This is a genomic window from Streptomyces piniterrae, assembly GCF_005048155.1.
Taxonomy (GTDB): domain Bacteria; phylum Actinomycetota; class Actinomycetes; order Streptomycetales; family Streptomycetaceae; genus Streptomyces; species Streptomyces piniterrae.
On the sequence record NZ_SUMB01000007.1, the window covers coordinates 354519 to 376309 of the forward strand.

Here is a 21791-nt window from a genome sequence, read left to right on the forward strand (position 1 = left end):
GGATGTCCGAATACGACGCGCGGGGCAAGGCCAACCGGGCGCTGCTGATCTGTGTCGGCGACTACCAGCACCTGGACAGGCTGCCCGCGGCGAAGGCCAACGCCGGGGAGCTCAAGCGGGCGCTGACCGCGCCCGGCAGCGGAGTGTTCACCAAGGACGAGGTCCGCATCTGCCGGCCCCAGGAGCCATGGGAGGTGGAACAGGCGCTGGACGCCGTCACCGAGCAGGCGAGCGGACTGCTGCTGGTGCACTTCTCAGGGCACGGCTGGGTCGGTTCGGACGGCGGCAATCTGCAGCTCATGGTCGGCAGATCCGAGCCGCGCCACAAGACCGTCTCCTGGCAGAACGTGCTGTCCCGCCTCGACAAGGCAGCGGCCGACCGCATCGTGATCGTCCTGGAGTGCTGCTACGCGGGCAACGCCGACGGCGCCTTCCACTCCCTCCGCAAACCCATGTCCCTGCTGATGGCCGCACAGCCCAACCGCCGTATCTTCAGCGGCCACGAACCGGCCGGCGGCAGCCTCTTCACCCGCGCCGCCGTGCAGATCCTGGAATCCGGCATCCCCGGCAGGCCCTGCGTCACCTTCGAGGATCTCGTCCAGGCGCTGCGCGACCGGCTCGCCCACGAGCGGACCCCGATGGGCGATGTGTGGGAGCCCCGCTCGGCCAAGCAGAACACCGTCGACGACGTCGTCCTCTCCTTCGCCGCCCCGGCCGACCCGCCGGCGCAGAGCCCGCCGCGGATCCCGTCGCGCCGCCGGCTGCGGCCGTACTTACGGCACTGGCTGCGGCTGCTGCTCACCCTGGCGATCATCCTCGTACCGGCCACCGCCGGTGTCGTCCTGCTCACCGTCAACGGCGCGGAGCCGGCCTGCCCGCCCGCCCTCGAACTGCGGCTGCTCACCGCCCCCGAGGCCGAACCCGCCCTCCGCCGGGCGGCCTTCACCTACGAGATGTCCGACCTCAACACCCACCCCCTGAACGGCGAGAGCGATCTGCCGGACGGCTGCCGGCGCGCCCAGATCACCGTCTACTCCGCGGCCAAGGACCAGATCGGCCAGGGCTTCGCGGCCGCCGACCGCTGGCAGGGCGAGGCCCACGGCGCGGGCACCGGGCAGGGCCGCCCTGACGACGAGGGCATCGAGCCGCTCCACCGGCCGGGACCGCAGCCCGACGTGTGGATCCCCGAATCCACCGCCGACTACGAGGAGGCCCGCCGCGGGATGCCCGACGGCTCCCCGGCGACCCTGCGCAACACCGGTCCCGTCGCGTACACCCCGCTGGTCGTCGGCATCCCGGCGAACGCCCGCCTCGCCGACGTCGAACAGGTCGGCGCGTCCTGGCAGGACCTGCTGACCGGGACCGACGGCGACCACCGCCATCTCCAACTGCTGCGCCCCAGCCCGGTACTGTCCGGCACCGGCCTGCTGCACACCATCGGCCTCTACCTCGCCCACGACGGCTCCGAGATCGGCTCGGCGGGCCCGCCCGACGCCACCTTCGCCCAGGACGCCGAGGGCCGGCTCTCCGCCCCGGGCAGCCAGTACGCGGGGAGCACGGAGCTGCTCTGTTCGCTGCGCCCGGCCGACGCGGGCGGCCCGCCGGGCGGCGCCCTGCACACCCGCGCCGCGCCGCTGGTCTCCGAGAAGTCCCTCGCCGACTTCAACCTCGGCCGCGCCATCGGCAGTTGCCCGGCCCTCGACGCCCCGCTCGCGCCCGGCAGCCGCTACGCCGCCTACTACCCCAGGAACGTCCCGGCGCTCGACCACCCGCTGATCCGGGTCGACTGGGACGGCGCCGCCGACGCCACCGCCCGGCAGGCCGCCGTCGACCGCTTCGCCGCCTGGCTGCGCGACCCGGACGGCGGCCAGCGCACCCTCACCGCGCAGGGCTACCGCGGGGTGCCGGGCGAGGACGACCGGATGCCCCGCCCCGGCCCCGGCTCACCGCTGCTCAACAGCCGCGCCGACGCCGACCTCGACGCCCCCGTCGTCCCCTTCGACGCGGGCGGCGACCAGGTGGCGCGGGTGCTGGACGGCTACGACAAGGCGCAGAAGTCCAGCCAGGTGCTGATCCTCTTCGACACCTCCACCTCCATGGCGGAGGGCGGCAAGCTCCCGGTCGCCCTCGGCGCGGCCGCCCGTGCCCTGGAGATGGCGGGCCCGCGCCACACATACGGCCTGTGGACCTTCCCGGACCGTACGCACCCCACGGACCCCGAAGCGGTCCGCCGGGCCGTGCCGCTCGGCAGCGCCGACCCCGCCCTCGGCAAGGCCGCGCTGGACCGGATCGCCGGAAGGGGAAGGGACGAACTGGTCGACCACGGTGCCGCGATGGAGGAGGCGCTGACCGCCGCCGTACGGGAGATGAAGAAGTCCGCCGGCACCAACAAGGCCGTGGTGCTCATCCTCGACCAGGACGACGGCGGGCCGCAGCGTGCGGCGGGTGTGGAGAAGACCCTCACCTCGCTCCTGAAGGAGGAACCCGAAGTGCCGGTCCTGACGCTGGCATTGGGCAAGGACGGCTGTGACACCTTCACCCTCCAGGGGCTGGCCGAAGCCTCCAAGGGCCGGTGCGTGCCCGGCGGGCCCGACGCTCCCGAGCAGCTGGCCGGCCTGGTCGCCTCCATCGGTACGGCGGGCAAGGAGGACAGGTGACCGCCCTGCGGAGGACCGCCCCGCGCCGCACCGTGCCCGCCGCCCTGCTGTGCCTGACCCTGACGATGGCGGCCAGTGGCTGTACGTCAGGACCCGGGCCAGGGCCCGAGAAGGGCGCCATCGTCCTGGCCACCGGCAGCGATCTCAGCAGCTCCGGCGTCCGCCAGGACCTCATCCGCGCCTGGGAGAAGCGCACCGGCCGCACCGTCCGGATCGTCAGACTCCCGGACACCGCCGACGGCCAGCGCAGCCAGCTGCTGGCCGCGGGCCAGTCCGGCGACAGCCACTACGACGTGCTCAACATCGACGTGGCCTGGACGGCGGAGTTCGCCGAGGCCGGCGTCATCCGCCCCTGGGGCACGAGCCTGGACGCCGACTTCCTGGACAGCGTGGTCAAGACGGCCGAGTACGAGGGCAAGGTGTGGGGCGTGCCCTTCAACACCGACGCCGGGCTGCTCTACTACCGCAAGGACATCCTCCACGAGTACGGGCACGACCAACCCCCCTCCAACTGGGGCGAGTTGAAGAACGTGGCCATCCAGGTCGCGGACGCCCACAACCGCAAGGCGGCCAGGGCGGCCAAGCACGGGAGGAAGCCGCCCACGATGTACGGCATGGTCGCCCAGCTGCGGCCGTACGAGGGGCTGACCGTCAACACCCTGGAGTCCACCTGGGCCAACGGCGGCGACCCCGAGGCGACCAGCTTCACCAAGGGCGAGCAGGTCGGCGCGCTCCAGCAGGGCGTCGCCGATGTCAAGGACCGGCTGGACTCGATCATGCCGCACGAGGCCACCACGATGGACGAGACGGAGAGCCGCCGCTGGTTCGCCGACGGCCGCGCGCTGTTCATGCGCAACTGGCCGGTGGAGTACGCCTCGGTCGCCGAGAAGCTCAAGGAAGGCGTCCAGTTCGCGGTGGCCCAGCTGCCCGGCCGGCCCACCGACGGCAAACGGATGTCGGTCCTGGGCGGGCAGAACCTGGCGATCTCCGCCGGCAGCACCCGCCCGGCGGGCGCCCGCGCGCTGATCGAGGCGCTGACGAGCCCGGGCAGTGAGCGCTGTCTGCTGGAGCGGGGCTTCGCCGCCACCCGCGACTCGGCGTACCGGGAGGCGGCGAAGGCGCCCGACTGCCCGCTGCCGCCCGGGGACGCCGAGCGCGGCGAGCGGGGCGCCACCGGGCGGCCGGCACCGGCACCCGCCCGGGAACCGGCCTACACCCGGACGCTGTACGCCGCGCTGCGGGCCGCCGAACCGCGCCCGCGCAGCGCCCATTACCAGACCTTCAGCAAGGTCGTACAGATCCGGGTCTCGGAGTACCTCAACAGCCGTGGCGGCGCGGCCATCGCGGACGCCCTGGCCAGAGAAGCGGACGAGGCGCTCAGCGGCCGCGGCTGATGCCGCGATCGCTGAGCGCCTCGGGTGCTTCTCCGGTCGTGTCCGGTGGTGTCAGCCGGCGACGATGAGATAGATGCCGTACGACACGGCCGCCGCGCACAGTGCGAAGGCCACCACCGCGCCGGTCCGTGCGCCCGCGCCGGGCGCGGTGGCCGTGGCCGTGTCGCCCTCCACGGCCGGCTTGCGGGACGTACCGACGATGCCGACGGTGAACAGGCCCACGATCCCGACCGTCACCGCGAGGCTGACGCCGAAGACCTGGCCGAGAGCTGCCCAGTCGATGCTCATGTGAGTGATCCTTAGAGGAAGGCCGCTGGGTGAGGGCCGTTAGCTGGTGGCCGAGGCGGCCTTGGCGCGCCGGGCAGCCGGAGTGGGGGTTTCGGTGGCGGTTTCGGCAGGCTCCTCGGCGGCGTCCGCTTCCGCGGGCCGGGGAGCCACCACGCCCGCCGGGGGCGGGGCGACGGTCTGCAGCGCGGCGGTCACCACGCCGGCCGGCTCCGCCGCCGGGCCTTCGTTGACATTGGTGTGGTCGATCGGCTTGCGCCGGGACGCGGCCCAGATCGCGCCGCAGGCGGCGAGCGCGAGCACGGCGACCGCCGTCACGCCCCAGTCGCCCCGGCCGGCCAGGAACGCGGCGCCCGCGGCGACCAGACCGGCGGCCGGCAGGGTCAGACCCCAGGCGGCGATCATCCGGCCGGCCGTGGACCAGCGCACCACGCCGCCCTTGCGGCCCAGACCCGAACCCATCACGGAACCGGAGCAGACCTGGGTGGTGGAGAGCGCGAAGCCGAGGTGCGAGGAGGCCAGGATGGTGGCCGCGGCGCCGGTCTGGGCGGCGAAGCCCTGCGGCGGCTGGATGTCGGTGATGCCCCGGCCCATGGTGCGGATGATCCGCCAGCCGCCCAGGTACGTACCGAGCGCGATGGCGAGACCGGCCGAGACGATCACCCACAGCGGCGGGTCGGCGTGCGGTGCGACCACACCGCCGGTGATCAGCGCGAGCGTGATCACACCCATCGTCTTCTGCGCGTCATTGGTGCCGTGGGCGAGCGAGACCAGCGCGGCCGAGGCGATCTGGCCGGCGCGGTAGCCCTTGGCGGTGTCCGACTCGTCGCGCTTGCGGGCCAGCCGGTAGGTCAACCGGGTCGCCGCCATCGCCGCGAGGCCGGCGACGACCGGGGCCGCCACGGCCGGGATCAGCACCTTCATCACCACGGCCTCGCCGTGCACTCCGCCGGTGCCGACGGACACCAGGGTGGCGCCGATCAGACCGCCGAAGAGGGCGTGGGAGGAGCTGGAGGGGAGCCCGGCGAGCCAGGTGAGGAGATTCCAGACGATCGCGCCGACCAGGCCGGCGAAGATCACTTCAGGTCTGATGCCGGCGCTCTCGTCGATGATCCCGCCGGAGATGGTCTTGGCGACCTCCACCGACAGGAACGCACCGACAAGGTTGAGTGCCGCAGACATCGCCACCGCGGTCTTGGGTCGCAAGGCGCCGGTGGAAATGGTGGTGGCCATCGCGTTGGCCGTGTCGTGGAAGCCGTTCGTAAAGTCGAACACCAAGGCCGTGACGATCACGATCCCGATGAGAAGCGTGATGTGTTCCATTCACCCAGGCAATCAGTTCGAAGACGGTGGTCGCTCGGGACCGTACGGAGAGTGGGTGAACGGAAAGTGAACTGGAGCGGGCTCGGCGGTGACACCACCGCACTGTTCACGAGGAGGTGCCCCTCTCGTCACTTCTGTATCACCCTGCGGCAAACCTTTTGAGCTCTGTCAGCGACCCGTTCCAGCGGTCCTGGTCGCCCGGCAGCGAGCCGTGTCCGGCGTACTGCCAGAAGGTCGGCAGCGACCAGCCGGCCGGCAGCCGACCCGGGGCGGCGCGCCAGCTCGCCAGCCACAGCGGGTGGGTCGCGCCGAACGCCCGGCTGCGGCCCGTGCACCGATTCCACCAGTGCGCCGTGGTGTAGATCACAGGACGCCGCCCGGTGCCGTGGCGTATCTCGTCGCTGAACGCGTGGATCCAGCGGACCATCGCGGCCCGGCTCAGCCCGTAGCAGGGCTTCTCGGCGTCGTACGGGTTGTGCTCGATGTCCAGGGCCGGCGGCAGCGTCCAGCCGTCCGGCTTCCAGTGGCCGCCGTGCCGTAGGAAGTGCCGGGCCTGCGCGGTCCCGGAGGAGGTGTCCGGCAGCGCGAAATGGTACGCGCCGTGCAGCAGGCCCGCCTCGCGCGAGCCGCCGTACTGCCCGTCGAAGCGCGGGTTGCGGTAGCCGTCGGACTCGGTGGCCTTCACGTAGACGAACCGGCCGCCCTTCGCCCGGACGGCGGGCCAGTCGATGCGCTTCTGGTACGAGGAGATGTCGTGCCCCAGGGGCCGGTCGTGCGCGGCGGCCCTGGCGGGGGGTCCGGCGAGTGCGGCGCCGGTGAGGGCGACGGCGATACCGGTGGTTATCAGGCGGTGGGGGGTGCGGTCACGGGCCATATGGGTCCCCCTGAATGGCGACGTGCATGACAAGCACTACGAAGGTAGCGGGCGCCCGGTGCAAGACGGTCGAACTTCGGTCAATTGCCCCAAGTAGCACCACACTCCCCATATGGCGGATACCGGGAGAATGAATCCGTCGCGTACAGTGCCCCGGCCGACCCGTACGGTGGCGCGCACCGCATCTGTTTCCCTTCCGCTCATGCCGCCACCGCGCCGGAGGACACCATGACGCACCACGCCGACCGCCTCGCCGACGCCTGGACCGAGCTGGTCGCCACCGCCCGCCGAACGGCCGCCGAGGGCCTGGTGGTCGGCACCTCGGGCAATGTCTCGGTCCGCGTCAAGGACCTCGTCCTGGTCACGCCCAGCGGCGTCCCCTACGACCGGCTCGGACCCACCGACACCACCGCCGTCGACCTCGACGGGAACCAGATCATCGGCCGGCTCCGGGCGACCAGCGAACTCCCCATGCACCTGGCGCTCTACCGCGCCACCAACGCCACCGCCGTCGTACACACCCACGCCCCGCACGCCACGGCCGTCTCCACCCTCGTCCCCGAACTCCCGCCGGTCCACTACATGACCGCCGAGCTCGGCGGCCCCGTACGGGTCGCCCCGTACGCCCTCTACGGCAGCGAGGAGCTGGCCGCGAACATGCTCGCCGCGCTCCGCGACCGCACCGCCTGCCTGCTCCGCAACCACGGCACCATGGCGTACGGCGACAGCCTCGGCCAGGCGCTGGACCGCACCACCCAGCTGGAGTGGATGTGCCGGGTCTGGCTCACCGCCGCCTCCGTACCGGGCCATACGCCCAGCCTGCTGTCCCCCGATGAGCTGGCCGAAGCCGGTGCCCGGCTGCGCGGCTACGGCCAGCAGAAGGATCGCCTGAACTGAACCGCCTGAACTGAACCGCCTGAACTGAACCGCCTGAACTGAATCGCTTGAAGTGAACCGCTCGGCCCGGGAGGCCGGGGCCGGCCTCCGGCGGGCCCGTCACCCGCCCGCCCCGGCCCGCTGGCCGCGACCGGCGCCCCTCCGCACACTGAGGAGGTGCGCCTGCGTACCGCGGCGGCCGCGGCCGCCACCACCGCGATCGGTGCCGGGGCGGCCGCCGTGGCGGTCGGCCGGTACGCCGGCGACGTTGCCCTCAAACCCTCGCCCGACCGCCCCCTGCCGGGCGACTCCCGGCTCACGGTGCACTCCGCCACCGACGACCTGATCACCCTGACCCGCAGCCTGGCGTCCCTGCGGCCAGGCGTCTACGGGCTCACCGGCGCCGGCTGCCACGCGGTGCTGGGCCCCGTCGTCCACGGCAGCCCGCACCCCGCCGACACCGTCGTCCGCCGACTGACCAAGGTCACCCACGGCGTACTGACCCCCGGCGCCCGGATGCGGCTCACCCCGCAGGTGCACATCGGCAACCCCCGCGACGCCTTCGGCGCCGAGTGCGCCGACGTGGACATCCCCGGCGAACTCGGCGCCCTTCCCGCCTGGTTCCTGCCCGGCGTACGCGACACCTGGGTCATCACCGCACACGGCCTCGGCACCACCCGAGAGCACCCCATGGTCGTCATGCCGTTCCTGCGGCGTCACCAGCTCCCCATCCTCGATCTCGCCTACCGCAACGACGTCGGCGCCCCGCGCACCGTCGACGGCATGAACCACCTCGGCGACTCAGAATGGCGCGATCTGGACGCTGCGATCCGCTACGCGGTCCGGTACGGAGCCCGCGATGTCGTCCTGCACGGCTGGTCCACCGGCGCCACCATGGCGCTCCGCGCCGCCGTCAACTCCGCCCTGCGGGACCGGATCAGCGGCATCGTCCTGGACTCACCGGTCCTCGACCGGCAGGCCAGCATCCGCGCCCTGGCCGCCGCCCGGGGGGTCCCGCGCGCCCTGCTGCCGCTGGTCGTCCGCGCCGCACAGGGCGCCACCGGGCTGCCCGTCGACCGGCCGGCCGTCGACCCCGAGCGGCTGACCGCGCCCGTACTCCTCTTCCACGGCCCGGACGACACCATCGCCCCCTGGACGGCCTCCCGCTCCTTCGCCGCCCGCCGCGCGGACCTGATCACCCTTCAACCCGTCCCGCACGCGCCGCACGCCGCGATGTGGAACGCCGACCCGGCCGGCTACGAAGAGGCGCTCCGCCGCTTCCTCACCCCCCTCATGTAGCCACCCCTCCGGACCCGCCACGCGGGCCCCCGCCGCCCCTGCCGTCCCGATGGCCCCCAGGCGTACAGAGGGACAACTCCCCACATCGGGGATGGGTCGCCAGGGTGACGCCGCCCGGAAAGATCGCAAGCCCGGTTCCGATTGGGCTTTCGGGCTCACAGCGGCAAGACTGCTCCTGTGACGTCCCGTACCCCGCGCGACTCCCGGCTCCGACTCGTCCCCCGTCAACCGATTGCGGCCGCCCGCCGGGCGGTGACCACCCGGGCCGCCCGCCCGGCACCCCGCCCGCCCGAGGGCACCCCGCCGCCCGCGGAACTGGCGCGCCAGGCCCGCGCCGTCCTGGCCGGCGCGGTCCGGCTCGCCCGCTGGGCCGACGGCGCCGGCGGCACCGAAGCGGGCCTCCGGGCCGGCCCGGACGGAGCACTGCCGGCCGCCGACGTGGAACGCGCCGCCGCGGCGCTGGCACTGACACCGCAGCAGGTCCGCGCCGACTGGGACCGCGCCAGACTCGCCGGACTCGTCGAGCTGCACGGCGGCGTCGCCCGCCCCGGCTGGCGGCTGCGGGCCTGGGAACGCGACGACGCCGCCGCGCTGCGCGGCTGGGTCGCGCTGTTCGACGCCTGGTCGCTGGCCCGCGCCACACCGGACGGCGCCGGGCCGACGATCGTCGCCGAAGTCGTCGAGGCCGTACCGCAGTTGCTGTCCCTGCTGCATCTGTCGGCCGGGCCCGTCCGGCTGCCGGTCCTGCTGGACATGCTCGAACAGCGCGTCGCCGAACTGCGCACGGAGCGCTGCGAGGTCCCCTACGGGCAGGACCAGGCCGCCGACGCCGACGGAGGGGAGAGCGACGCCGCGGGGGCGTCGCTCGCCGAACTCCTCGGCTGGGCTCTGGAGGCCCTCACCGCCGTCGGAGCGCTGGTACCGCCGGACGCCGCGCGCGACGGTGCGTACGACAGCGGCCACGCCGGCCACGACGGCCCCGAGGCCCAGCTGACGCCGCTCGGCAACTGGTCGGTGTGGGTCAAACTGGAGCAGATCTGCGTGGCCGCGCAGAGCCCGGCGGGCCATATCGAACAGTCCGCGGCGGCGATGCTGCGCGGCTGCGCCCGGCTCACCCCCGGCCCGGCCCGCGCCGAATACCGCGCCTGGCTCGCCGCCCGCTCCGTCGGCGCAGCCGTCGAGGAGCTGCTGACCGTGGCCCGCGGCGAGGACGCGCTGCTGCGCGGTCTGGCCTTCGAGGCGCTGCGCGCGGTCGGCGCCCCGGCCGAGCCCGCCGTCCGCGCCGCCGCCGACGAGCCGGGCCTGCGGCCGTACGCCCTGCTGTGGCTGGTCGAGCACGAGGGCGGCGACCCCGAGGACGCCCCCGACGTGCTCACCCGCGAGGAGCTGACCTGGCTGTGGGTGGACACCGCGGCGGCCGTCGCCGACCACGGCGAGACCCAACTGCTGGTCCGCCACCTCGACTCGGCGGTGCAGGGCTCCGTGCCGCGGCTGCTGGCGGAGGTGCGCGCCGTGGGGCATCCGCGCACCGTCCAGGTGCTGGTCGCGCTCGCCGCGGCGCATCCCGACCCGGCGCTCGCCAAGGCCGTACGCCGCGCGGCGTTCCAGGTCCACACGGGCGGCGCCTGAGCGCCGCGGCGGGGACGGTGGGGGCGGCGGGCTCATCAGGTCAGCCCGCGGCCCCCGGGGCATACGTCCCGAAGCTCCAGATGTTGCCCTCGCCGTCCCGCGCCATGTAGTCCCGCGAGCCGTAGTCCTGGTCGGTGGGTTCCATGAGGATCTCCACCCCGGCCGCCCGGGCCCGTTTGCAATGCGCGTCGGTGTCCTCGACGACGATGTAGACACCGGCCGGCCCGGCCTCGCCCATCGCCTTGTCGAAGACGCCGCCGCGCCCCTTTGTGCCGAGCATCACCCTGCCGTTGCCGTACGACAGCTCGGCGTGCAGCACCGACCCGTCCTCGCCCTCGTACACCGCTTCCCTGCTGAAGCCGAAGGCCTCGGTCAGCAGCCGGATCGCGGCCTGGGCGTCGCGATAGAGCAGCGTCGGAAAGATCGTGGGCGAACCGGAGCTCGCGGTCGCGTCGGCCATGACGTTCACCATCCCTGGGCAGAGATCACCGACTCGGTGAGAGGGCCGGCGCAGGGCACCACAACCCCTCGACCGAGCAGTCTCTTTGAGACCTGCATCACAGTCTTGCAGCAGGGTCTGACAACGCATCCGCAGCTGCCGGGCGGATCGCCGTACAACCCGCCCCGCCGGCCGACGGATTCGGAGGCCGCCCGGAAATAAGCGCTTGCCCCGCACCGTTAGACTGCCCGTATGGCAGTTCTCCTTTGGGTTCATTAGACGGCGTAGACCGCTCTCGGACCGTCCGTCCAACCCGCCGTCTTCCTGCCCTGGAGTTTTTCCGTGATCACCGCCTCCGGCCTCGAGCTGCGCGCCGGCGCCCGAGTCCTCATCGAGTCCGCTTCCTTCCGCGTCGCCAAGGGTGACCGCATCGGCCTGGTCGGCCGCAACGGCGCCGGCAAGACCACCCTCACCAAAGTGCTCGCCGGCGAGGGCATCCCCGCCGGCGGCTCCGTCGCGCGCTCCGGCGCCGTCGGCTATCTGCCGCAGGACCCGCGCACCGGCGACATGGACGTGCTCGCCCGCGACCGCATCCTCTCCGCCCGCGACCTGGACTCCGTGCTCCGCAAGATGCGCGAGAACGAGGACCGGATGGCGAACGGCAAGGGCGCCACCCGCGAAAAGGCGATGAAGAAGTACGAGCGCCTGGAGACCGAGTTCCTGACCAAGGGCGGTTACGCCGCCGAGGCCGAGGCCGCGACCATCGCCGCCAGCCTCGGACTGCCCGACCGCATCCTGGGCCAGCCCCTCCATACGCTCTCCGGTGGTCAGCGCCGCCGCGTCGAGCTGGCCCGGATCCTCTTCTCGGACTCCGACACCCTGCTCCTCGACGAGCCGACCAACCACCTCGACGCCGACTCCATCGTCTGGCTGCGCGACTACCTCAAGACCTACCGCGGCGGCTTCATCGTCATCTCGCACGACGTCGACCTGGTCGAAACCGTCGTGAACAAGGTGTTCTACCTGGACGCCAACCGCTCCCAGATCGACGTCTACAACATGGGCTGGAAGCTCTACCAGCAGCAGCGCGAGGCCGACGAGAAGCGCCGCAAGCGCGAGCGGGCGAACGCCGAGAAGAAGGCCGCCGCGCTCAACAGCCAGGCCGACAAGATGCGGGCCAAGGCCACCAAGACCGTCGCCGCCCAGAACATGGCCAAGCGCGCCGACAAGCTGCTCGCCGGGCTGGACGCGGTACGGGTCTCCGACAAGGTCGCCAAGCTGCGCTTCCCGGACCCGGCGCCGTGCGGCAAGACCCCGCTCACCGCCGAGGGCCTGTCGAAGTCCTACGGCTCCCTGGAGATCTTCACCGACGTCGACCTGGCCATCGACAAGGGCTCCCGGGTCGTCATCCTCGGCCTCAACGGCGCCGGCAAGACCACACTGCTGCGGCTGCTCGCGGGCGTCGAGCAGCCGGACACCGGCGAGGTGCGCCCCGGGCACGGCCTCAAGCTCGGCTACTACGCCCAGGAGCACGAGACCCTGGACCCGGACCGCACGGTCCTGGAGAACATGCGCTCGGCCGCGCCCGACATGGACCTGGTCGCCATCCGCAAGACGCTCGGCTCGTTCCTCTTCTCCGGCGACGACGTCGACAAGCCCGCCGGGGTGCTCTCCGGCGGGGAGAAGACCCGTCTCGCCCTGGCGACGCTGGTCGTCTCCTCCGCCAACGTCCTGCTCCTCGACGAGCCGACCAACAACCTCGACCCGGCCAGCCGCGAGGAGATCCTCGGCGCGCTGCACACCTTCACCGGTGCGGTGGTCCTGGTGACGCACGACGAGGGCGCGGTGGACGCGCTGGCGCCGGAGCGCATCATTCTGCTGCCCGACGGCGTCGAGGACCTGTGGGGCCAGGACTACGCGGATCTGGTCGCGCTGGCTTGATCAAATCCGGATGGATCTTTTGATCAAGGCCGTCTGGATCATTCGGCCGACGCGTGATCCATCATCTGAGTGAGAACGGCTCGTACATCGGCGAGCCTGCGGCGCACGCCCGTGCCCCCTGGGGCCCGGGCGTCCGCTTTTCGGTCGCAGCTGCCCTGACCTGCCCATTCTCGGAGAAAACGGCGTCAGGACGGCTCGTGGGACAGCCGGAATGCATGATTCCGGCCGCTGCCGCCGGGCGCTAGGCGGCAAAGGATGTCGCACGGACCTTGGGGAAGGGGTGGCCAGGAAGCCGGGGAGGGGTGATCATGAGAGTCCAGAGCGCACTTCCCACGAGGAGGCACGGGTGGCCGAGACTCTGAAGAAGGGCAGCCGGGTGACCGGCGCCGCGCGCGAGAAGCTCGCGGCAGACCTGAAGAAGAAGTACGACTCCGGAGCGAGCATCCGGGCGCTGGCCGAGGAAACCGGCCGCTCCTACGGATTCGTGCACCGGATGCTCAGTGAATCCGGTGTGATCCTGCGCGGTCGGGGCGGAGCCACGAGGGGCAAGAAGGCCGCCTCGGCCTGACGACCGCGACTCCGAGTGCAGCGGTGCCCCCGGTCGGTCGAGCAGCCGGCCGGGAGGTTACCGTTCAGTCACTTACGCACGCGATGTGCGGCCGGCTGACTCGGAGGCGCCTCATGACTCTGCTCGACAAGGACGGTGTGCGGCTCACCGTGGACGACGCGATCGCCACGGTGACCCTCGCCAACGCGGCCAAGCGCAATGCGCAGTCGCCGGCCATGTGGCGGGCGCTGGCCGAGGCGGGTTCGCTGCTGCCCGGAAACGTACGGATCGTGGTGCTGCGCGGTGAGGGCAAGTCCTTCTCCGCGGGCCTCGACCGGCAGGCGTTCACGCCCGAAGGGTTCGACGGCGAGCCGTCGTTCATCGATCTGGCGCGCGGCTCGGACGGCGAACTCGACGCCACCATCGCCGAGTACCAGGAGGCGTTCACCTGGTGGCGGCGCAATGACCTGGTGTCCATCGCCGCCGTACAGGGACATGCGATCGGCGCCGGCTTCCAGCTCGCCCTCGCCTGCGATCTGCGGGTCGTCGCGCAGGACGTGCAGTTCGCGATGCGCGAGACCAGCCTGGGACTCGTACCCGACCTGACCGGTACACACCCCCTCGTCTCCCTCGTCGGCTACGCCCGCGCGCTGGAGATCTGCGCCACCGGACGCTTTGTGCACGCCGACGAGGCCGAGCGGGTGGGCCTCGCCAACCTCGTGGTCCCCGGCGACCAACTCGACGGCGCGGTGGCCGACTTGGCGGCCGCGCTCACCGCCGCCCCGCGCGACGCCGTCATCGAGACCAAGGCCCTGCTGGCCGGCGCCGCGGGCCGCACCTACGAGGAGCAGCGCGTCGCGGAGCGAGCCGCCCAGGCGCGCCGGCTGCGCGATCTGGCGGGCGTGGGGGAGTAGTCGCCCCCCGGGGCCCGGACGCTACGCCGTCCGGCCCGGCTCCACCGCCGTGACCAGTACGGCGACCGTCAGCGGTGCGGGCATCGCGGATGTCACCGCAGCCCGTACCGCGGCGGCGACATCCAGCGTGCGATGACCGGCCGTGGTCGCCAACTGGATCAGGGCGTGCCCGTCGGTGACCCGCACCGGGCGGGACAGGCTGCCGAGGACGGGGGCGAGACGGGCCACACCCGGAACGGCGAGCGCCGTCGCGGCGATCCCTCCGAGGCCGGACGCGGTGGACCCCGTACGGCCGCCCGGAGCGTCGGCCGGCCCGGCCTCGGCCGATGGCGGGCCGGTCTCCGCGCCCGCCGGTGACGGACCGGCCTGTCCGCCCCCCGCACCTTCGCCCTCGGCCTCCCCCTCGCCCCCGGCCTCACCCTCCTCCAAGAGGTCGCTCACCCGCAGGTCGACCGTGCTCACCACCAGACCCAGCTCGCGGTCCGCCGCCGCCAGCAGTGCCGCGCGCAGCCCTTCGGCGACGGCGGGCAGCGGGCGGTCGGCGACCGCGGCGAAGTCCGCCTCGATGCGCAGCGGGCCGGGCGGCAGCGCGCTCGGCGGTGGCGGGACCGCCGGTTCCGGGGCGCTGTCGGGGTCCGCGACGGCCAGCCGCAGCGCACCCAGCCGTACGCCGGCCAGACCGCCGACCGCCGTCCGCAGCACCTCCGCGGCAGCGCGCTCGGTGATCCAGGCCCCGTCCTCGGGCCCACCGAGGGGCAGCACCCGGCCGATCCCGAGCTGCTGCCGCACCGTCTGCGCCAACTGGTTCGCAGCCACCGCGCACCCCTTTCCCGGACTCTGCCCCCAGCCTGCCGCAGACCGGCCCGTACGGCAGGAGCTGCGCCGAACGGTGGCGGACGGAGCACTCCGCTGCCGCATCCCCGAAGCGGCCCCGGGCTGCCGGATCTACTGTGGGAACGACGCAGGCAACCCGCTTTTCCCCTTGGAAGGGATGAACGGTGATGACCGAGACCCAGCAGCAGTCGGATGTGAAGACGCTCAGCGGCAAGCGGGGCGGCGGTGATCCCGCGACCCGTGGGCGTACCACCATCGCCGATGGCGTCGTGGAGAAGATCGCCGGAATGGCGGCGCGCGACGTCGTCGGCGTCCACACCATGGGCAGCGGACTCGCCAGGACGCTGGGCGCCGTCCGGGAGCGGGTGCCCGGCGGCGGCCGGGCCGCGTCCGCGACCCGCGGGGTGAAGGCAGAGGTCGGCGAGGTGCAGACCGCGCTGGACCTGGAGATCGTGGTCGAGTACGGGGTGGCCATCGCGGATGTCGCCCGAGCCGTCCGGGAGAACGTCATCGCCGGCGTCGAGCGGATGACCGGCCTGGAGGTCGTCGAGGTCAATATCGCGGTCAGCGATGTGAAGCTGCCCGAAGAGGAAGAGGAAGAAGAGGGGCCGCGGATCCAGTAGCAGGTCCCGGCCGGAGTGGGAGCGAAGGAGCGCACGATGAGCATGGCTGTGATCGGCCTCGTGGCCGGTATGGCGCTGGGCTTCGCCGGATACTTCGGCGGCTTCGGGGCCTTCGTCCTGGTGGCGGCGCTGGGCGCCATCGGGTTCGTGGCGGGCAAGTTCCTGGACGGCGATCTGGAGCCGGGCGATTTCTTCCGGACGCGCGCCGGCGACCGCGACGACCGGCGGCGGTGAGGCCGAGTGGCGACCGTTTCCCCGGCCGCCGCCGTCTCCCCCGTACCGGCGGAGGAGCGGGGCGCGACCAGGATCGCCGACCGGGTGGTGGCGAAGATCGCCGCTCAGGCGGCGCGCGAAGCGCTGCGCAAGGAGGCCCCCACCGCGCACACCGATGCCCATGCCTCGGTGACCGTCCACCGCCATGACGGTCAGCGGCACTTCGGCGAGGCCCGGGTACGGCTGGCCGTGGAACTCGGCTACCCCTCCGACATCGGCGCGCAGTGCGCCGTGGTGCGTCGTCAAGTCACCGAACGGGTAAAGGTGTTGACGAGTATGGAGGTGCCCGAGGTCGTGGTGGAGGTCGAGCGCCTGCACTCGCCGCAGCTGGCGCCGACGGGTCGGAAGAGGGTGCGATGAGCGACGACGACGCGCAGTCGGCGGACACCCGGAGACTGCCCACGCTCGAGAAACAGCCCGGCGACGGCGGCGGGCTGGAGCAGTCCGAGTCGTCCGCCGCCTACACGGACCCGGCGGACGGGCACGGAGCCAGGCGCTTCTGGTCGGCCCGCCGCGTACCGGCCGGGCTCGTCGCCCTGGTGCTGCTCGGCGCCGCCGGACTGCTGCTGTACGACGTGATCGCGGTGCGCGCCGGCCGCCAGGCGATGGCCTGGCGGATCTGGCTCGCCGGCAAACTCGACACCGTCCACCTGGACAGTCCCTGGGAGCTGGGCGGCGCGTCGGCCGCCATGCTGATCGGGATCTGGCTGATCGTGCTGGCCGTCAGCCCCGGCCTGCGCGAGCTGCTGCCGATGCGGCGCACCGCCCCCGGCATCCGGGCCGGGCTGGACCGCTCGGCCGCCGCACTGGTGCTGCGCGACCGCGCCATGGAGATCGCCGGGGTCCAGTCCGTACGGATGACCGTCGGCCGCCGCAAGGTCACGGCACGGGCCGTCTCGCACTTCCGGGAACTGGACGAGGTCCGCGGCGACCTGGACGAGGCGCTCGGCGAAGGCCTGCGGCAGCTGGGGCTGACGCATCCGCTGCACCTGTCCGTTCATGTCCGGCGCCCGAAGAAGGGGTGAGCGCGCGATGCGTACGGGACGCAGAACCGCCAACCGGGTCCTGCTGGGCCTGATCGGTGTGGTGCTCCTGGGCACCGGCGGGCTGGTGCTGATGGGCGGACTCGACCTGCCCGCGAAATGGCACCTGGGGCTGCCCGCCGGCTGGCCCTGGACACAGCCCGGCGACGTACTGCTCTCCGCGCAGAACCGCACCCGCTGGAAGGACAGCGGCTGGTGGTGGCCGACCGTCATCGCCGCTCTCGCCGTCGTCGTCCTGCTCCTGCTGTGGTGGCTGCTGACCCAGCTCCGCAGGCACCGGCTGAGCGAGATCCTGGTCGACAGCGGCGACGGCGAGGGCGCCCTGCTGCGCGGCCGCGCGCTGGAGGCCGTCCTGGTGGCCGAGACGGAGGCGCTGGACGGCGTGGAACGGGCCGACGTGCGGCTGACCGGCCGCCGGATGGAACCCCGGGTGCGGGCGGTCCTGACGCTCGCCCCGCACGCCGACCCCGGCACCGTCCTGCTGCGCTTCGCGGACGAGTCGATGGCGCATGCCCGCGGCTCGGCGGGCCTCGACCGGCTGCCGGCCGACGTCCGGTTGCGCGGCGCGCGGCACCGGGCGGAACGGGTCAGCTAGCGGGCGCCGACGGGGACCGGGAACACCGCCCGCCGGCGGTAGGGCGTGCCGCCCGCCGTCCGCGGGAATACCGCGCCACGGCCCCCGCGTTGTGGCCCGCAAGGGGGCCTCCCAACCCCTAGGGGATCCGTTCGACCAACCCTTACGGGTCGCCTCCTACGGGTCACCTCCCACGGGTCGCCTCCTACAGGCCGGCCGCCGGTGCGACACCGGACGGCCCCACCCCGCGGCCCCCGCCCAACGCCCCGCCCCGCCCCCGGTACGTCAGAACCCGTGCCGTGCCCCGCCGTCCACCGGCACCATCACCCCGGTCAGGTACGAGGCGGCCGGCGAGAGCAGGAACGCCGCGGCCCGGCCGAACTCCTCCGGCTTGCCGTAGCGGCCCAGCGGAATCGACGCGGAGTTGCGCGCTCGGGTGCCCTCCGGGTCCCCGGAGAGCGCGTCGAGCTGGGTCATCCGGTCGGTGGCGATCCGGCCGGGCAGCACGCCGACGACGCGGATGCCGCGCGGGCCCAGCTCGTTGGAGAGCGACTTCGCGAAGCCGGCGAGGCCGGGGCGGAGCCCGTTGGAGATGGTCAGGTTGGCGATCGGCTCGTACACGGAGCCGGACAGGACGAAGCCGATCACGCCGCCCTCCTCCAGTTCGGCGGCGGCCGTACGGGCCAGCCGTACCGCGCCGAGGAAGACCGCCTCGAAGGCCGCCTGCCACTGGTCGTCGGTGTTGTCGGCGGCCGTGCCGGGTGCCGGTCCGCCCACGCTGATCAGCACCCCGTCGAAGCGGCCGAACCGCTCACGGGCCGCCGCGACCAGGCGCGCGGCGGCGTCCGGGTCGGCGTTGTCGGCCGCGACCCCGAGGGCGCGCTCGCCCAGCGCGGCGGCCGCCTTGGCCGCGCTCTCCTCGGTGCGTCCGCTGATCACGACATTGGCGCCGTCGGCGACCAGTTCACGCGCGCTGGCGAAGCCGAGGCCGCGGGTCGCTCCGGTGACGATGTATGTCCGGTCGGTGAGTCCAAGATCCATGGCCCTAGTCTGCCCCGGGGCCGTCCAGCAACCCGAAGGCGGTCCCCACCAGTCCGATATGGCTGAACGCCTGCGGGAAGTTGCCCAACTGGCGCCGGGACGCCGGGTCGTACTCCTCGGAGAGCAGGCCCACGTCGTTGCGCAGCGCCAGCAGCCGTTCGAACAGGGCGCGGGCCTCGTCGCGGCGGCCGGTCAGGGCCAGTGCGTCGGCGAGCCAGAACGAGCAGACCAGGAAGGTGCCCTCGCCGCTGGGCAGGCCGTCGATCGGGCGGCCCTCGGTGCTGTAACGGCGTACCAGACCGTCGTGGGAGAGCTCCCGGCGTACCGCGTCGATGGTCCCGGTGATCCGTGGATCGCTGGGCGGCAGAAAGCCCACCCGGGGGATCAGCAGGGTCGCGGCGTCCAGTTCCGTCGAGCCGTAGGACTGGGTGAAGGTGCCGCGTTCGGCGTCGTAGCCCTCCGCACAGACCTCGCGGTGGATGTCGCTGCGCATCGCCCGCCAGCGCTCGACGTCCCCGCGGAGCCTGGGATACGCCTCGATCGCGCGGATCGCCCGGTCCGCGGCGACCCAGGCCATCACCTTGGAGTGCACGAAGTGCCGGCGCGGCCCGCGGATCTCCCACAGCCCCTCGTCCGGCTCTCGCCAGGCGGACTCCAGGTAGTCCACCAGCGCGCGCTGGATGTTCCAGGCGTGCGGCTCCGCCGGGAGCCCGGCCGTGCGCGCGATGTGGAAGGAGTCCAGCACCTCGCCGTAGACGTCGAGCTGGCGCTGTTCGACGGCGGCGTTGCCGATGCGTACGGGCGCGGAGGCGGCGTATCCGGACAGCCAGGGGAGCTCGGCTTCCGGCAGCCGCCGCTCGCCGGCCAGCCCGTACATGATCTGCAGATCGTCGGGTGCGCCGGCCACCGCGCGCAGCAGCCAGTCCCGCCAGGCGCCGGCCTCCTCCAGATAGCCGGCGGAGATCAGGGAGTTCAGCGTGAGGCTGGCGTCGCGCAGCCAGCAGTAGCGGTAGTCCCAGTTGCGGACGCCGCCGAGTTCCTCGGGCAGCGAGGTGGTGGGGGCCGCGACGATGCCGCCGGTGGGCGCGTAGGTGAGGGCCTTGAGGGTGATCAGCGAGCGGATCACGGCGTCGCGGTGCGGACCGTCGTAGCGACAGCGCGCGGACCAGGCGTGCCAGTCCTCCAGGGTGGTGTCGAGCGCCTCGAACGGTTCGATCTGGCGCGGCCGGGGCTGGTGGGAGGGGTGCCAGGTCAGCACGAACGCGGCGCGCTCGCCCGCGGCGACGGTGAAGTCCGAGCGGGTACTGAAGTCCTTCCCATAGGTGCTGGACCGCTTCGGGGTGCGCAGCCACACCGAGTCGGGTCCGGCGATCGCGACCCTGTGTCCCCCGTGCTGCCGCACCCAGGGCACCACCCGTCCGTAGTCGAACCGCAGCCGGAGCACCCCGCGCATCTCGACGCTGCCGCTGAGACCCTCGACGATCCGTACGACATCGGGCATACGGTCGCGCTGCGGCATGAAGTCGGTGACCTTGACGGTGCCGGTGGACGTCTCCCAGACGGTGTCGAGGACCAGCGAATCGCCGCGGTAGGAGCGCTGCCGGCGGGCGTCGGAGGAGCTGGGGGCCAGACGCCAGTGGCCGTTCTCCTTGCTGCCGAGGAGGGCGGCGAAGCAGGCGGCGGAGTCGAAGCGGGGCAGGCACAGCCAGTCGATGGAGCCGTCGCGGCCGACGAGAGCGGCGGTCTGGAGATCGCCGATGAGCGCGTAGTCCTCGAGATGTGGGTGCACGCAGCGGGTCTTCCCGCCGGGTCGGCCCGCTACTCGGTGGTGGCGGCTGTCCGGGCTACGGGGTCCGGGGCGGCTGCCCCGTCAGCTGTCGGGGCCACGGGGGCGGGCGCCGCTTCCTCGCCCGCCTCGCCTGCCTGGTTCTCTGCGGCCTGGTTCTCGCCTGCCTGGTTCTCTGCGGCCTGCTTCTCGGCGGCCGCCGCCCGGTCGCGGCGCTCGCGGCGTACCAGGACGACCCAGCCGACCGGCACGGCCGCCGCGAACAGCCACCACTGGATCGCATACGCCATGTGCGGGCCGATGCTGTCGTGGTCCGGCTCGGGCACCAGCTCCGGCTTGCCGCCGGACGGGTCGGGCGCGGTCTGCTCGATATAGCCGCCGAGCACCGGCCGGCCCAGCCGCTTCGCCTGCTCCGCGCTGTTGATCAGCATGACCTGGCGGGCGGGCAGGCCCTTGGTGTTCTTGATACCGCTGTCGGCGGTGGTCTCGTCGGCCAGCATCCGGCCGGTCACCGTGATCCTGCCCTTGGGGGCGGCCGGGACGGTGGGGAACTTGGTGAGGTCGTTGCCCGCGGTGATCCAGCCGCGGTTGACCAGGACGGTGCCGCCGTCGCCGAGGTCCAGCGGGGTCAGCACGTAGTAGCCGATGGACTGCTCGTCGGCGGCGGTGCGCTGGCGGACGACGACCTCGTGCTCGGCGTCGTACGTGCCGGTGGCGGTGACCGTCCGCCACATGTCGTCCCGGGGCAGCGTCCGGCCGGGGGCGGTCAGCTCGGTGACCGGGACCGGCTTGGCGGCCAGGCTCTCCGCGATGAGTCGGTTCTGCGCGACCTTGTGTTCATGGCGGTGGAACTGCCAGAAACCCAGCTTGATCATGACGGGGATCAGGACGAGACCCACCAGGGTGAGGATCACCCACTGCCGGGACAACAGGAAGCGGTACACGGTGTCGACGGTACCTGGGAGGCGACGGCCCCCGGGCAGGGGGTCCTGCCCGGGGGCCGGGGCTGGGAAGGGGCGACGGGCTGCCGTGCCGCGGCGCCCCGTGGCGGACTCTCCGGATCCGGACCCGGTTTCGGCCCGGTTTCGGACCCGGTTCCGGCCCCGAATTCGGACCGGGTTTCAGACTCTGTCGACGATGCCCACCTTCCCCTCCGAGCGGGCGCAGTGGGCGCCGCAGTAGAAGTGCCCATCGGCCTCGACGCCCTGGCCGATGATCTGGCACCGACAGTGTTCACAGAGCGGCGCCATGCGGTGAATGGCGCAGGCGAAGCAGTCGAAGACATGCACCGCGCCCTGCGCGTGCACCTCGAACGCCATGCCGTATTCGTTTCCGCAGACCTCACAACGTGCCATGCGCCACAGGGTGCGCGTGGGGCCGGTGCGGGGCGAGGCGCGAACGGGTGTGTTGGCCGGGCTTCACCCGGACGCAGGCGCCGG

The 21791-nt window shown here is 72.9% G+C and carries 22 protein-coding genes; 13 read left to right on the plus strand and 9 right to left on the minus strand.

The annotated features are described in order from the left end of the window. Positions 1 to 2: 2 nt before the first annotated feature. Positions 3 to 2657, plus strand: a complete 2655-nt coding sequence (locus tag FCH28_RS22000; RefSeq protein WP_136741795.1) for a caspase family protein — start codon at positions 3 to 5, stop codon at positions 2655 to 2657. After that, positions 2654 to 4051: an extracellular solute-binding protein gene (locus FCH28_RS22005; RefSeq protein ID WP_246103066.1), complete on the plus strand. Its 1398-nt coding sequence runs from the start codon at positions 2654 to 2656 to the stop codon at positions 4049 to 4051. The genes FCH28_RS22000 and FCH28_RS22005 overlap by 4 nt, the downstream gene beginning before the upstream one ends. A 51-nt stretch (positions 4052 to 4102) precedes the next feature. Here the strand turns inward: FCH28_RS22005 and FCH28_RS22010 are convergent, their stop codons facing one another. The 3 genes from FCH28_RS22010 to FCH28_RS22020 form a co-directional block, all read right to left on the minus strand. Beyond that, the gene (locus FCH28_RS22010) at positions 4103 to 4339 is read right to left on the minus strand and encodes a hypothetical protein (RefSeq protein ID WP_136741796.1); all 237 of its coding nucleotides are present in this window, start codon (positions 4337 to 4339) and stop codon (positions 4103 to 4105) included. A gap of 39 nt (positions 4340 to 4378) precedes the next feature. Next, positions 4379 to 5659, minus strand: a complete 1281-nt coding sequence (locus FCH28_RS22015) for an inorganic phosphate transporter (protein ID WP_136741797.1) — start codon at positions 5657 to 5659, stop codon at positions 4379 to 4381. 139 nt (positions 5660 to 5798) lie between these two features. Further along, on the minus strand, positions 5799 to 6533 hold the full coding sequence (locus FCH28_RS22020) for a lysozyme (RefSeq protein WP_136741798.1): 735 nt from the start codon (positions 6531 to 6533) through the stop codon (positions 5799 to 5801). Between the two features lie 228 nt (positions 6534 to 6761). Here FCH28_RS22020 and FCH28_RS22025 point away from each other — a divergent pair, with 228 nt between their 5' ends. The 3 genes from FCH28_RS22025 to FCH28_RS22035 all read left to right on the plus strand — a co-directional run bounded on the left by FCH28_RS22025 (position 6762) and on the right by FCH28_RS22035 (position 10337). Then, positions 6762 to 7430, plus strand: coding sequence for a class II aldolase/adducin family protein (locus tag FCH28_RS22025; protein ID WP_136741799.1), 669 nt, complete (start codon positions 6762 to 6764; stop codon positions 7428 to 7430). Between the two features lie 156 nt (positions 7431 to 7586). Continuing rightward, positions 7587 to 8708 (plus strand): alpha/beta hydrolase, encoded by a 1122-nt coding sequence (locus FCH28_RS22030; protein ID WP_136741800.1) that lies wholly within the window; start codon positions 7587 to 7589, stop codon positions 8706 to 8708. Between the two features lie 177 nt (positions 8709 to 8885). Further along, a complete protein-coding gene (locus FCH28_RS22035) occupies positions 8886 to 10337 on the plus strand; it encodes a hypothetical protein (RefSeq protein WP_169314218.1) in 1452 nt (483 codons plus the stop codon). 40 nt (positions 10338 to 10377) lie between these two features. On the opposite strand, the gene FCH28_RS22040 is transcribed toward FCH28_RS22035, so the two are convergent. After that, complete coding sequence (locus tag FCH28_RS22040) at positions 10378 to 10797, minus strand: VOC family protein (RefSeq protein WP_136741801.1); 420 nt, start codon at positions 10795 to 10797, stop codon at positions 10378 to 10380. A gap of 321 nt (positions 10798 to 11118) precedes the next feature. On the opposite strand from FCH28_RS22040, the gene FCH28_RS22045 reads away from it, so the two are divergent. The 3 genes from FCH28_RS22045 (at position 11119) to FCH28_RS22055 (ending at position 14178) form a co-directional block, all read left to right on the plus strand. Further along, positions 11119 to 12717 carry an ABC-F family ATP-binding cassette domain-containing protein gene (locus tag FCH28_RS22045; RefSeq protein WP_136741802.1) on the plus strand — a complete coding sequence of 533 codons (1599 nt, stop codon included), beginning with the start codon at positions 11119 to 11121 and terminating at the stop codon, positions 12715 to 12717. A gap of 346 nt (positions 12718 to 13063) precedes the next feature. After that, on the plus strand, positions 13064 to 13285 hold the full coding sequence (locus FCH28_RS22050) for a helix-turn-helix domain-containing protein (protein ID WP_030366669.1): 222 nt from the start codon (positions 13064 to 13066) through the stop codon (positions 13283 to 13285). A 113-nt stretch (positions 13286 to 13398) separates the two neighbouring features. Then, positions 13399 to 14178, plus strand: a complete 780-nt coding sequence (locus tag FCH28_RS22055) for an enoyl-CoA hydratase/isomerase family protein (protein ID WP_136741804.1) — start codon at positions 13399 to 13401, stop codon at positions 14176 to 14178. A 21-nt stretch (positions 14179 to 14199) separates the two neighbouring features. Here FCH28_RS22055 and FCH28_RS22060 read toward each other — a convergent pair whose 3' ends face one another. Then, entirely contained in the window at positions 14200 to 14994 is a 795-nt protein-coding gene (locus tag FCH28_RS22060; protein WP_136741805.1) for a hypothetical protein, read from the minus strand. 185 nt (positions 14995 to 15179) lie between these two features. On the opposite strand from FCH28_RS22060, the gene FCH28_RS22065 reads away from it, so the two are divergent. The 5 genes from FCH28_RS22065 to amaP are packed head-to-tail and all read left to right on the plus strand — an operon-like array spanning position 15180 to position 17546. After that, a complete protein-coding gene (locus FCH28_RS22065; RefSeq protein WP_136741806.1) occupies positions 15180 to 15635 on the plus strand; it encodes an Asp23/Gls24 family envelope stress response protein in 456 nt (151 codons plus the stop codon). 36 nt (positions 15636 to 15671) lie between these two features. Further along, a complete protein-coding gene (locus tag FCH28_RS22070; protein WP_136741807.1) occupies positions 15672 to 15869 on the plus strand; it encodes a hypothetical protein in 198 nt (65 codons plus the stop codon). A gap of 6 nt (positions 15870 to 15875) precedes the next feature. Further along, entirely contained in the window at positions 15876 to 16268 is a 393-nt protein-coding gene (locus FCH28_RS22075) for an Asp23/Gls24 family envelope stress response protein (RefSeq protein WP_136741808.1), read from the plus strand. Continuing rightward, complete coding sequence (locus FCH28_RS22080; protein WP_136741809.1) at positions 16265 to 16933, plus strand: DUF6286 domain-containing protein; 669 nt, start codon at positions 16265 to 16267, stop codon at positions 16931 to 16933. Before FCH28_RS22075 ends, FCH28_RS22080 begins: the two co-directional genes overlap by 4 nt. A gap of 7 nt (positions 16934 to 16940) precedes the next feature. Then, a complete protein-coding gene (gene amaP, locus FCH28_RS22085; protein WP_136741810.1) occupies positions 16941 to 17546 on the plus strand; it encodes an alkaline shock response membrane anchor protein AmaP in 606 nt (201 codons plus the stop codon). 264 nt (positions 17547 to 17810) lie between these two features. Here amaP and FCH28_RS22090 read toward each other — a convergent pair whose 3' ends face one another. From FCH28_RS22090 to FCH28_RS22105, 4 genes are all read right to left on the minus strand, one after another. Continuing rightward, positions 17811 to 18566 carry an SDR family oxidoreductase gene (locus FCH28_RS22090; RefSeq protein ID WP_136741811.1) on the minus strand — a complete coding sequence of 252 codons (756 nt, stop codon included), beginning with the start codon at positions 18564 to 18566 and terminating at the stop codon, positions 17811 to 17813. Between the two features lie 4 nt (positions 18567 to 18570). After that, entirely contained in the window at positions 18571 to 20355 is a 1785-nt protein-coding gene (locus tag FCH28_RS22095) for a glycoside hydrolase family 15 protein (RefSeq protein ID WP_136741812.1), read from the minus strand. A 29-nt stretch (positions 20356 to 20384) separates the two neighbouring features. Further along, the gene (locus FCH28_RS22100) at positions 20385 to 21296 is read right to left on the minus strand and encodes an SURF1 family cytochrome oxidase biogenesis protein (protein WP_136741813.1); all 912 of its coding nucleotides are present in this window, start codon (positions 21294 to 21296) and stop codon (positions 20385 to 20387) included. Positions 21297 to 21473: 177 nt separating this feature from the next. Beyond that, positions 21474 to 21707: a hypothetical protein gene (locus FCH28_RS22105; RefSeq protein ID WP_136741814.1), complete on the minus strand. Its 234-nt coding sequence runs from the start codon at positions 21705 to 21707 to the stop codon at positions 21474 to 21476. Positions 21708 to 21791 lie beyond the last annotated feature (84 nt).

What these genes read in the sequence shown, in the direction of transcription:
- FCH28_RS22000 (WP_136741795.1), top strand. Translation starts at nt 3, where the DNA reads ATGTCCGAATACGACGCGCGGGGCAAGGCCAACCGGGCGCTGCTGATC.
- FCH28_RS22010 (WP_136741796.1), bottom strand. Translation starts at nt 4,339, where the DNA reads ATGAGCATCGACTGGGCAGCTCTCGGCCAGGTCTTCGGCGTCAGCCTC.
- FCH28_RS22015 (WP_136741797.1), bottom strand. Translation starts at nt 5,659, where the DNA reads ATGGAACACATCACGCTTCTCATCGGGATCGTGATCGTCACGGCCTTG.
- FCH28_RS22020 (WP_136741798.1), bottom strand. Translation starts at nt 6,533, where the DNA reads ATGGCCCGTGACCGCACCCCCCACCGCCTGATAACCACCGGTATCGCC.
- FCH28_RS22025 (WP_136741799.1), top strand. Translation starts at nt 6,762, where the DNA reads ATGACGCACCACGCCGACCGCCTCGCCGACGCCTGGACCGAGCTGGTC.
- FCH28_RS22040 (WP_136741801.1), bottom strand. Translation starts at nt 10,797, where the DNA reads ATGGCCGACGCGACCGCGAGCTCCGGTTCGCCCACGATCTTTCCGACG.
- FCH28_RS22055 (WP_136741804.1), top strand. Translation starts at nt 13,399, where the DNA reads ATGACTCTGCTCGACAAGGACGGTGTGCGGCTCACCGTGGACGACGCG.
- FCH28_RS22065 (WP_136741806.1), top strand. Translation starts at nt 15,180, where the DNA reads ATGACCGAGACCCAGCAGCAGTCGGATGTGAAGACGCTCAGCGGCAAG.
- FCH28_RS22070 (WP_136741807.1), top strand. Translation starts at nt 15,672, where the DNA reads ATGAGCATGGCTGTGATCGGCCTCGTGGCCGGTATGGCGCTGGGCTTC.
- FCH28_RS22080 (WP_136741809.1), top strand. Translation starts at nt 16,265, where the DNA reads ATGAGCGACGACGACGCGCAGTCGGCGGACACCCGGAGACTGCCCACG.
- amaP (WP_136741810.1), top strand. Translation starts at nt 16,941, where the DNA reads ATGCGTACGGGACGCAGAACCGCCAACCGGGTCCTGCTGGGCCTGATC.
- FCH28_RS22090 (WP_136741811.1), bottom strand. Translation starts at nt 18,566, where the DNA reads ATGGATCTTGGACTCACCGACCGGACATACATCGTCACCGGAGCGACC.
- FCH28_RS22105 (WP_136741814.1), bottom strand. Translation starts at nt 21,707, where the DNA reads ATGGCACGTTGTGAGGTCTGCGGAAACGAATACGGCATGGCGTTCGAG.